Below are 6,019 nucleotides of genomic sequence, written 5' to 3'. Positions count from 1 at the left end.
CGGCAGCTGAGGGCGTGGCTGGCACTGCCAGCCGCATCACCAGCGGCGCCGTGGCCCAGGCGTGGCCGATGGGCCACCGCGCGATGTCAAGGCGTGATGCAAAAGCTTGATATGGGCAAGCCCATGTAAAAGCGGGCGCTGGCGTGATGCCGGCGCCGGGGGAGGGCTGCGTATAATGCGCCATACTCATTAAAGGAATTCCCCCATGCACGATGCAATGCCCGCGCACCCGGTACTGGGCGTGATCGGCCGTTCCGGCAGCGGCAAGACGACCCTGCTGGAATTTGTTGTCAAGGAAATGGCGGCGCGCGGCTTGCGCGTCAACCTCGTCAAGCACAGCCACCACGACCTGGCGCTGGAACCGCCGCAAAAGGACAGTGCGCGCCTGCGCCTGGCGGGCGCGGCGGAAGTGCTGGTGGCCTCGCCTTACCGCTTTGCCATCGTGCATGAGCTGCGCGGCGCGCCCGAGCCCAGCCTGGCCCAGCAATTGGCCCGCATGGGGCCGGCGGACCTGACCCTGGTGGAAGGCTTCAAGACGGACCCGATCGCCAAGCTGGAAGTGTATCGCCCTGAAGTGGGACAGGCGCCCCTGTATCCGCACGATCCGCACGTGGTTGCCGTGGCGTCCGACAGCCCGGCGCCGGCGGACTTGCGCGCAGGCGTCGAGTGGCTGGATTTGAACGCGCGCGAGCGGGTGCTGGAGTGGCTGCTGCGCAGGCTGGAAAAATAAGGCTAAAGGTTTGCCGGCGGCATCCGTTAACAGGGGTAGAACCTCATTGGAGAAACGTATGGACGTCGGAAGCATTGCTCAACTGTCAACCACGATGGCAGAGACGGGTACGCGCCAGGCCGTAGGCTTGACCGTCCTGAAAAAAGCCCAGGACATTCAAAGTTCGACCGCGAATGCCTTGCTGCAAGCCTTGCCGCCGGTACAGTCGGCACCAAGTTTGCCAGCGCACCTGGGCAACCGCATCAACACGACCGCCTGAGCGCCGTCACGGGGCGCCATCCTGGCGCCTGCCATGCCCGCACCACCGTTTGCAACGGTGGCGAGCGGGCTTTTGTTTTTTGACGCCCGCCACGCTGCCTTCTTTTCGCTGTTCTTCCCGCTATCCCGGGCACCTGCTTCGCTCCGCCAACAAATTCCACGCGCAATGTTCGCCACGGCGCGGCCGATTCAGTAGAATGGCATCGATTGCCTCCGCGTTGCCAGCAGCGCAGCCTGAGGCGAGCCATGACTTTCCGATGACTTCGTCCATGCAAGAGGATTACCCCATGAATAAACGCCAAGCTCTCGTCGCCGCCGCCCTGGCCGGTATCTGCGCCGCCTCCACCGGCAGCGTCGCCGCGCATGATGCGTCAGCCGCCACGGGCGACAAGGAAAAATGCTACGGCGTGGCCAAGGCGGGGCAAAACGATTGCGCCTCGTCCGATGGTGCGCATTCCTGCGCCGGCCAGGCCGCCGCCGATAACTTGCCCACCGAATGGGCGTATGTTGCCAAGGGTACGTGCACGCAGGCCGGCGGTTCGCTCAAGCCCGTCAAGGCCGCCAAGGGCACGAAGCCAGCCACGCAGCCATAAGCATTCCGCACAGCCGCGCCATGCCGCGTCCGGAACACGCGCTTGCCGGCGTGGGCGTCGGCTTGCGCGCCGCCCACTACCGCGATTTTCTCGCGCGCCGGCCCAGGGTGGGCTGGCTGGAAGTGCATACCGAAAATTATTTGCAGCCATCGGGCTGGGACTGGCATGTGCTGCAAGCCCTGCGCAGCGATTACGCGCTCAGCCTGCATGGCGTGGGACTGGGGCTGGGCTCGGCGCACGGTTTTTCCGAAGCGCACCTGGAGCGCGTGCGCGCGCTGGCCGAGCGCATCGAGCCGGCCCTCGTCTCTGAACACCTGAGCTGGGGCGCTGTAGCGCAGCGGCAACTCCACGACCTGCTGCCGCTGGCCTTGAATGGCGCCGCCCTGGACTTGCTGTGCGCGCGGGTCGGCAGGGTGCAGGATGTGCTGAAAAGGCCGATCTTGCTGGAGAATGTCTCCACTTACCTGCGCTTTTGCGACGATGCCATGAGCGAGGCGCAATTTCTGGCCGAACTGGCGCGGCGCAGCGGCTGCGGTTTGCTGCTCGATATCAATAATCTGTATGTGAACCAGTGCAACCACGGCGAAGATGCCCTGATTGCCATTCAATCGATCGCTCCCCGCAGCGTGGGCGAGCTGCACCTGGGCGGCCACCTGGTGACGCCGCAGGCCGTCATCGACCACCATGGCGCCACTGTCGCCGAGCCCGTCTGGGCATTGTACGCGGCGGCTTTGCAGCGCTTCGGCGCCATTCCCACCCTGATTGAATGGGACACGGACGTTCCGGAACTCGATGTCCTGCTGGGCGAGGCGGACAAGGCGCAGGCGCTGCTGGCGCGCCATGCGGCGCATGCCCCGTGGCAGGGAGCGCCAGTGGCGTCGCCATCGCCATCGCCATCGCCATCGCGCGTGTCCGCCGCTGGCCTGGCCGCCGGCCAGCAGGCCTTTGCCAGCGCCATGTTCGATCCCGCGCACGCCGCTGGCGCCTTGCCGCTCTGGCCAGGGGCCGGCGGCGGCCGGACGGCTCGGCCTGTACCGGGGCGGCATGCATGCCATCTGGCGGCGCACCCTGGGCCACGTGTACCCCGTCGTGCTGGCGCTGGTGGGAGACGAGTTTTTCAGCGGCCTGGCCCGCGAGTACGGGCGGGAAATGCCGTCCGATAGCCCCGATTTGAACCAGTTTGGCGCGCGTTTCGGCGATTTTCTCGCCACTTTCCCGCACGTGGCCGAGCTGCCCTACCTGCCGGACATGGCGCGTCTCGAGTGGGCGCTGCACCTGGCCCACTACGCGCCCGATGCGCAGGGCGTGGCGCCCGAGGCGCTGGCCGCCATGCCTGCGGATGTACTGGAAGCGCGCCGGTGGCGCTTGCATCCGGCCTGCACCTTGCTGGCATCAGACTGGCAAGTGCCGGCCCTGTGGCAGGCGCATCAGGAGGGGGAGTGGTGGGGGAAATTCCCGCAAGCAATGCAGGCGGCCAGCCATGCGCTGGTGTGTCGGCCGCGCTGGAAAGCGCAATTATTGCCGTTGGATGGGGCCGCGCATGCGGCGCTGGCGCAGCTGCAGCAGGGGCAGACCTTCGGCGCCGCGCTCGACGCGGCATTCGAGCGCGATGAAGGGTTTGACCTGGCCGGGCAGCTCAGGCTGTGGCTGGCGCATGCGGTACTGATTCAAGTGCTGCCCGCGCCCGACTAGTCGAAGGCGCGCAGCAGGCGCGCTTCACCCGTCTGGTCGCAGTACAGGGCGTTGGCGGCCAGGGTGGCGTCCATCATGCGCGTTACTTGTTCTTCTTCAAAGCGGGCGAGCTCGGCGGTGGCCGCGACGAGGGCCAGTTCCAGCCTGGCGCGCGCGCTCTGGTACAGGCTGCTCGTGTATTTGTCCGTGTTACGCAGCAGCTCTTCCGCGTTTTCTATGACCTGGCGCAAGTCGCCGATCAGGCGCTCCTGGCTGCGCGTACCTTGTTCGGGCTGGTCCATGGCGCTCCCCTTCCACAATCGATAGTTATCTTTAGCAATAACGACGTGTTGCAGCTTGACCGGGCAGCCGGGCGGATGCTGGCACGATGCATGGGGCCGCTCGCGCGCCCCACGCGGGGATCATGCCTGGCCGACGACCGTGATGCGGATATCGCCCACACTGACGACCTGGCCGGCGCGGATCTTGGCGGTCTTGCGCAATTCCTTTTTGCCATCGACCTTCACCACGCCGCTATCGACCATGACCTTGCCTGCGCCACCGCTGTCGCACAGGCCGACCAGCTTGAGCAGCTGATTCAGCTCGACGAACTCGGATGTTAAATCAAAGCTTACTTTTTGCATTGTATCCCTTATTGCAATGATGTGTTTTAAACACTTGATGACGACTTCAACTAAATCATAGTTTACCTGAAGCCGCCAGCAATGCAGGGTACAGCCTCAGCTTTTGTTGGGGCGCGTCATCTCCAGGGGCACGATCCAGGCACTGAATTGCTCTTCAGTAACGAAGCCCAAGGCCAGCGCCGCTTCCTTCAAGGTCGTGCCTTCGTGCTGGGCCTGCTTGGCGATTTGCGCCGCCTTGTCGTAGCCGATGTGCGGCGCCAGGGCCGTCACCAGCATCAATGAACGCTCCATCAGTTCGGCGATGCGTACGCGGTTCGGTGCGATGCCGTGTGCGCAATGCTCGTCGAAGCTGCGCATGCCATCGCCCAGCAGGCGCGCGCTTTGCAGGAAATTGTGCGCGATCAAAGGTTTGAAAACGTTCAGTTCAAAGTTGCCCGAGGCGCCGCCCACCGTGATGGCGACATCGTTGCCGAAGACCTGGCAGCACAGCATGGTCAGCGCTTCACACTGGGTGGGATTGACCTTGCCCGGCATGATGGAGCTGCCCGGCTCGTTTTCGGGTATCGTGATTTCGCCGAGGCCCGAGCGGGGGCCGGAGGCCATCCAGCGCACGTCGTTGGCGATCTTCATCAGCGCCGTGGCCAGGGTTTTCAGCGCGCCATGGGCTGCCACCAGCGCATCGTGCGCAGCCAGCGCGGCAAATTTGTTGCTGGCCGTTTCAAACGGCTGGCCCGTCAGGCGTGCCAGTTCGGCGGCGATGCGGCCGGCAAATTCCACGTGGGCATTCAAGCCCGTGCCCACGGCCGTGCCGCCGGCGGCCAGCTGCAGCAGCGGCGGCAGGGATGCGGTAATGATGTGTTCGGCAAAGTCCAGCTGCGCCGCGTAGCCGGAGAACTCCTGGCCCAGGGTCAGCGGCGTCGCGTCTTGCAGATGCGTGCGGCCGATCTTGACGATGTCGGCAAACTCCGCGGCTTTCGCGTCCAGGGTGGCACGCAGCTGGCGCAGCGGCGGCAGGACGGTGTGGGCGACAGCCAATGCCGCCGCCACGTGGATGGCGGTGGGGAAGATATCGTTCGAGGATTGGCCCAGGTTGACGTCGTCGTTCGGGTGCAGCAGGCGTTCGGCGCCGCGCAAGCCGCCGATCAGCTCGGAACCCCGGTTGGCCAGCACTTCATTCATGTTCATATTGCTTTGCGTACCCGACCCCGTCTGCCAGACCGCCAGCGGGAATTCTGCGTCATGCTTGCCGGCCAGCACTTCGTCGGCAGCCTGCGTGATGGCGACCGCCTTTTTGCCATCCAATAAACCCAGGTCCAGATTGACGTGGGCGGCCGCGCGCTTGACGGTGGCCAGGGCGGCGATCAGTTCAGGCGGCATCTTTTCCGTGGAGATATGGAAATGTTCGAGCGAGCGCTGGGTTTGCGCTCCCCACAGCCGGTCGGCGGGTACGTCGATCGGGCCGAAACTGTCGCGTTCGATTCTGCTACTCATGGCATCCCTTTCATCGATGGAGGTGGATCGAGTGTACTCCAGACGCCAAAAAGGCACAGGATGATGCTGTATTGCATCATTTCTGCGGTGCTGCCTCTACATTTCCCCGATTTCCTGCCGTTATAGGTGGGCGAGTCCCCTTTATTTTATTGTCAAAGCGATCAGTTCATGCCGAGTAGCATCCTTCCCCGTTGGTCCCTGATCGCGTGCGCCGCCGCTTGTCTGGCCCTGCCACCCGCCATGGCGGCCGAGCTGGGCGACATGACGGTGCTGTCGCACGTGGGCCAGCCCTTGCTGGCCGAGATCGAACTGACGGCCCTGCTGCCCGAGGATGCCCGAGGCGTGGCCGTGCGCCTGGCCTCGCCTGATGTGTACCGGGGCGGCGGCATCAGCATGGATCCGGCCCTGCAGGGGCTGGCCATCACGCCGCTGGAGCGGGGCGGGCGCCGCTATGTGCGCGTGACAACCCAGCAGGCGATCCGCGCCGGCCACGTGCACCTGTATCTGTTGCTGGACAATGGCAGCGGTGCCATCGTGCGCCTGGGAACGCTGTGGCTGACCCCGGCGCCGCCCGCCGCCATGCCTGCCAAGCCACTCATTGCTGCCGCTGTGCCAGCACCAGTGTCAACGCC

Annotated in this window: 9 protein-coding genes; 6 read left to right on the top strand and 3 right to left on the bottom strand. The window is 65.0% G+C overall.

The annotated features are described in order from the left end of the window. The first annotated feature begins 205 nt into the window (after nucleotides 1–205). The 5 genes from mobB to JaAD80_RS31740 all read left to right on the top strand — a co-directional run bounded on the left by mobB (nucleotide 206) and on the right by JaAD80_RS31740 (nucleotide 3,273). Nucleotides 206–730, top strand: coding sequence for a molybdopterin-guanine dinucleotide biosynthesis protein B (mobB, locus tag JaAD80_RS27515; protein WP_102299290.1), 525 nt, complete (start codon nucleotides 206–208; stop codon nucleotides 728–730). Nucleotides 731–788: 58 nt separating this feature from the next. Beyond that, nucleotides 789–989 (top strand): YjfB family protein, encoded by a 201-nt coding sequence (locus JaAD80_RS27510; RefSeq protein ID WP_102299288.1) that lies wholly within the window; start codon nucleotides 789–791, stop codon nucleotides 987–989. Between the two features lie 286 nt (nucleotides 990–1,275). After that, nucleotides 1,276–1,581, top strand: coding sequence for a DUF2282 domain-containing protein (locus JaAD80_RS27505; RefSeq protein ID WP_102299286.1), 306 nt, complete (start codon nucleotides 1,276–1,278; stop codon nucleotides 1,579–1,581). Nucleotides 1,582–1,601: 20 nt separating this feature from the next. Further along, entirely contained in the window at nucleotides 1,602–2,744 is a 1,143-nt protein-coding gene (locus JaAD80_RS27500) for a DUF692 domain-containing protein (protein ID WP_258003221.1), read from the top strand. Beyond that, nucleotides 2,626–3,273 (top strand): DNA-binding domain-containing protein, encoded by a 648-nt coding sequence (locus JaAD80_RS31740; protein WP_258003220.1) that lies wholly within the window; start codon nucleotides 2,626–2,628, stop codon nucleotides 3,271–3,273. Before JaAD80_RS27500 ends, JaAD80_RS31740 begins: the two co-directional genes overlap by 119 nt. On the opposite strand, the gene JaAD80_RS27495 is transcribed toward JaAD80_RS31740, so the two are convergent. The 3 genes from JaAD80_RS27495 to fumC all read right to left on the bottom strand — a co-directional run bounded on the left by JaAD80_RS27495 (nucleotide 3,270) and on the right by fumC (nucleotide 5,387). Then, complete coding sequence (locus JaAD80_RS27495; RefSeq protein WP_102299285.1) at nucleotides 3,270–3,554, bottom strand: hypothetical protein; 285 nt, start codon at nucleotides 3,552–3,554, stop codon at nucleotides 3,270–3,272. The genes JaAD80_RS31740 and JaAD80_RS27495 overlap by 4 nt on opposite strands. A gap of 120 nt (nucleotides 3,555–3,674) precedes the next feature. Continuing rightward, nucleotides 3,675–3,896 carry an RNA-binding S4 domain-containing protein gene (locus JaAD80_RS27490; RefSeq protein WP_102299283.1) on the bottom strand — a complete coding sequence of 74 codons (222 nt, stop codon included), beginning with the start codon at nucleotides 3,894–3,896 and terminating at the stop codon, nucleotides 3,675–3,677. A gap of 96 nt (nucleotides 3,897–3,992) precedes the next feature. After that, complete coding sequence (gene fumC, locus JaAD80_RS27485; protein ID WP_102299282.1) at nucleotides 3,993–5,387, bottom strand: class II fumarate hydratase; 1,395 nt, start codon at nucleotides 5,385–5,387, stop codon at nucleotides 3,993–3,995. Between the two features lie 168 nt (nucleotides 5,388–5,555). Here fumC and JaAD80_RS27480 point away from each other — a divergent pair. Next, nucleotides 5,556–6,019 (top strand): FimV family protein (locus tag JaAD80_RS27480; protein WP_374755287.1); only part of this gene is annotated, 464 nt, incomplete at its 3' end.

Origin of the sequence: Janthinobacterium sp. AD80 (assembly GCF_002878455.1) — a bacterium.
Classification (GTDB): Bacteria; Pseudomonadota; Gammaproteobacteria; order Burkholderiales; family Burkholderiaceae_D; genus Janthinobacterium.
This window is presented reverse-complemented; position numbering and strand designations above follow the sequence as displayed.